Genomic DNA, 3,841 nt, shown 5'->3' with positions numbered 1-3,841 from the left:
ATTTGGAAGAAATGATGGTGGAGCAAAAGTGGAAACCTCAAACCCTGTATATACAAACCCTAACGCCAATACTTGGGGTGGTAATATGGGTAGTAGTTTTTATCAATTAAATCCGGTTCGTAGGTAAAAAAATGATTGAAAATACTTTTTATCAACAAGGTCCGGTTGTAGGAGATAATCCGTTAACTGGAAACCCTATTGGCTCTCCGTCTTTAGATGCGCCTTTGGGCGGCACTACAAGATCAAGAGGTCAAAAGCTTATGGGAGTTGGAGGCGGTGCTGATCTCTCTACAAAGTTAAGAGCTTTGGGAGCAATGTTTAGCAACAAGGTTCCTGAGTTTAGACAGCAGATGATGCAAGAAAATCAAATGCAAAACGCAATGGAAATGCAAAGTTTGCAGAGAAGAGATGTTATACAACAAGCACTAATGAAAGATAATTTAATGGCGTTAAATTTTGCTAAAGCAAACGATTACACAGGACTAATGGAGTTGTTAAAAGATAGATTAAGCATGGAACAGAATCTTGGTATAAGTACAGAATCAACTCTAGAAATGATAGCAGACGTAGATCGAGATGGAATACAATCAATAATACCGCATTTGAATTCTAGTTATGCCCAAGCAATACAACTAGGAATATTATCACCTCCTGTTGGACCTGAGTATAAAGGTCGTGACCCAGACACAGGCGATGTAATTCTTCAAGACCCAATTTCAGGAACGGTATACGCAGAAAGTCCGATAGGAGGAAAGCAAGGTATTAGGGGAGAAAGAGCTGCTTGGGAAGATAACAGAGCTACAATAATGAGTACAGCTAGAAAGTTTAGAGATGACGCATCTGAAATGGTAGGCGAAAGAGGGAAATTAGAATCTTTAGCTAGACAAGTTACGGATGAAACTTCTGATAACACTTCTAGAAGAAGAGCTGCGGCAACGCTTGTAACTGTTCTTGCAAGGCTTGCCAGTCCGGGGGTTGTTACTGACAGAGATTTTGCAAACTTTGGTGGCGGTGTAGATTTGAGGTCATACATAGAAGCTGAAGCTGCAAGTGGTGGAGATTTTTCTGTTCTTAAAGATTTTTTTAGTCAAAGAACAGCTCTTCCTCAAGAAATACTTACTGGCATAGACCCAACTAATCCTGAAAATTTTGATTATGACGGAATTATGAGAATTGCAAATGGATTAGTTACAAGTTCTGGGCAAACTATTTTAGATGGTATGGCTAGTTTGTTTGCAGAGGCCAGTGGTTATTCTCAGGCTAGGCCTGAAGAAATGAATGCAGCGTTTGGTGAAACTTCTAATAGAAATATAAACAAGCTAGGAAGCATGGTTTTTGGAAATAACTGGAATGGAGTAACTGATTTTTTCCAAAATCCAGACATAGGTATAAGTAATAGTATGCAAAGAAGACCTTACGTTGACGCAGACAATTATGGACTACAATCATCAAACTTTAGAGGGGCTGGCCTTCCTGCTCAAGCTGCAAGAGCTGGATATTCAGTAGAACAATTTAATGCTCTTCCGATAAACGAACAACGTCTATTTATGGATTAATAATGGATTTTACCCCAGAACAATTAAAATTAATGATTAGGGATGGAACAATCCCTAACAGCACTATATCTCTGGGCGAAGCTCAAAGTATTTTGCGTGACATTGATACTGAGCAGCAGCGCAGTTTGTCAAAGCAAGCTCAGGCTACAATGGATGCGGCTCCAGAATTTGGATCGTACATAACTCCTCCTTTTGGCGAAAATCCTGTCCTTTCTGGAAAAGGCTTGATGGGAAGAACAAAAAATCTTGGGCTGGAAATGATGGCTCAAACTACTTACGATCCCTACGAAATGGGAAAAATTTTAATGGCTCAAGACCCAAACATAGCGGTTTTTGTCAGACCTCCTGAATATGATGAGCAAGGAAATGTGACAAAGGGTGAAGAATACATGGCTATGAATAGGGAGAATAACAATGTTGTTTCTCTAAATAAGCCAAACCTGAGCATGAGAGATATTAATCAAGCTCTTACTGGAACAGTTATGGGAGGTGTTTCCGCCACCCCAGCAGGAATAGGAACTAGGTCTTTAGTGGCGGGAGGTTTGCCTGCCGTAAATCAAGGAGTGCAAGCAGCAACTGGAGGAGACTTTGATCCAATAGATGTTGGTTTGGATGCAGGGTTTTCAGTTGTTGGCGATGCTTTACCAATGATATTTAGAGGAAACAGGCAATCATCAGAATTAGTCAATTCAGCTCGTAATCCTACAGATAGATTGCCCTCAAGTGTTGAGCCAGATATAGCAACTATAGATGCAGCAAAAAATTTAGGCGTAGAAGAAAGTCTTCCTACAGCATCAATGGTAAATAACGAAACAGTACAAAGCGTAGAAGCTGGAATAAGATCAAGAAGTGGTGGGTTAGACTTTGGATTAAAGCAAGATGTTATAGACGGAGTTAAAGCGTTAGAAAGTTCTGTAAATCAAAAGCTGCAAAAATATGGAGCTTTAACAGCAGGAGAAGTAACTCCTAGAGTAAAAGAAAGTTTACAAAAAGACATAGGGGATTTATTAGAAGAATCTGACGGTCTTTACAGAGGGTTAAGCACTGTTATTAGAAGACTTGGTGATGGTGGCGCTGCGGTAGTAGAGCCAAGAATATTGCGTTCTTATATAAGAGAGCTAAGAAGAAAAGGCGGTGGGCAAGTAAGTGATCGTTTGGCGCAGATAGAAAAAACATTAGATGCTGGTCCTCTTACTTATGACACTTTAGATCAATTAAGACAGACTGTTGGCGAACAATATGGAAACGCATTAAGAGGACAAAACGCTTTTACAAACACAAACACTAGACAGTTTGCTCAATTATATGATGTTTTGCAAAGGCAGCAGCAAAGAGCTTTAAGGGATATAGGTGGAGATAGAGCAGGAGAAGTTTTAGAGCAAGCTCAAGGCCTTGTTAGACAAAGAAAACTTATGGAAGAAATGGCAACAACACTACTAGGTAAAGATTTATTTAAAGATGTTTTACAACCAATAAGTGCTGGTCTTTCTAATCTTACTAAAGGTTCTGTAGAAGGTTTTAGAAAAAGAATTAATGCCATACCAGAAGGTATGAGATCAGAGGTTATTCTTTCTGGTATAAGAGATATAATGCAAAGAGGCGCAAGAAGCACTGACATAGATCAAGATTTTGTAATGAATCCTGCTTTATTTGCAGATTGGTATAGACGAATAAAGGGTGATACTAGGTCTTTTTCTTTAATAAGCAACTATTTAAGCAGAGATCAATTAAAATTTTTAGATAACGTAGCCAGAATATCAGGAAGGCTTGCCGCACAAAAGGCAAGACAAAAACCTACTGGAGTGGTTATGGATTTTGTTCAAAACTTTAACGCTGACAATGGTTTAATTTCTAAATTACTCGGAGTTACAGGGAGTGTTATGGGTGTTGTTCCTATTGTTGGTAGGCTTGGTGGTATTCCAAAGGGAATGTCATCAGCATTTGGATGGCTCAATAATATGGGCGGTGATAATTTAGAAGTAGTAGCAAACTTGTTGCAAAGCGATAGGTTTAGACGAGCTATATTAAACGCAGCACAAGGAAAAGATGTTGCAAAATCAATGGAAGGAGTCACACAAACAAGTGCATTTAAAAATTGGTTTAAAACTTTGCCTGAATCTATTAAAAGCACAATGTTAACAAATCAAGGAACTGCAACTGTTGAAAGAATATCTATTCCAAGTGTTGTAAACTACCTGTTTAAGTCAACGCAAATGACAGATTCGCCAGTAGAAGATTCGCCTACTAATGGCTTGGAGGAATAACAATGGCTAGATTTGGCGAAA

The 3,841-nt window shown here is 38.9% G+C and carries 2 protein-coding genes; both read left to right on the top strand.

The window, feature by feature from the left end:
- Nucleotides 1–131: 131 nt before the first annotated feature.
- Nucleotides 132–1,556, top strand: coding sequence for a hypothetical protein (locus tag B4237_RS09355; RefSeq protein WP_286942839.1), 1,425 nt, complete (start codon nt 132–134; stop codon nt 1,554–1,556).
- A 2-nt stretch (nt 1,557–1,558) separates the two neighbouring features.
- Nucleotides 1,559–3,820 carry a hypothetical protein gene (locus B4237_RS09350; RefSeq protein WP_286942837.1) on the top strand — a complete coding sequence of 754 codons (2,262 nt, stop codon included), beginning with the start codon at nt 1,559–1,561 and terminating at the stop codon, nt 3,818–3,820.
- Nucleotides 3,821–3,841: the final 21 nt, after the last annotated feature.

It is taken from the genome of Acinetobacter sp. UBA6526 (genome assembly GCF_002434875.1).
Taxonomy (GTDB): Bacteria; Pseudomonadota; Gammaproteobacteria; order Pseudomonadales; family Moraxellaceae; genus Acinetobacter; species Acinetobacter venetianus.
This window is presented reverse-complemented; position numbering and strand designations above follow the sequence as displayed.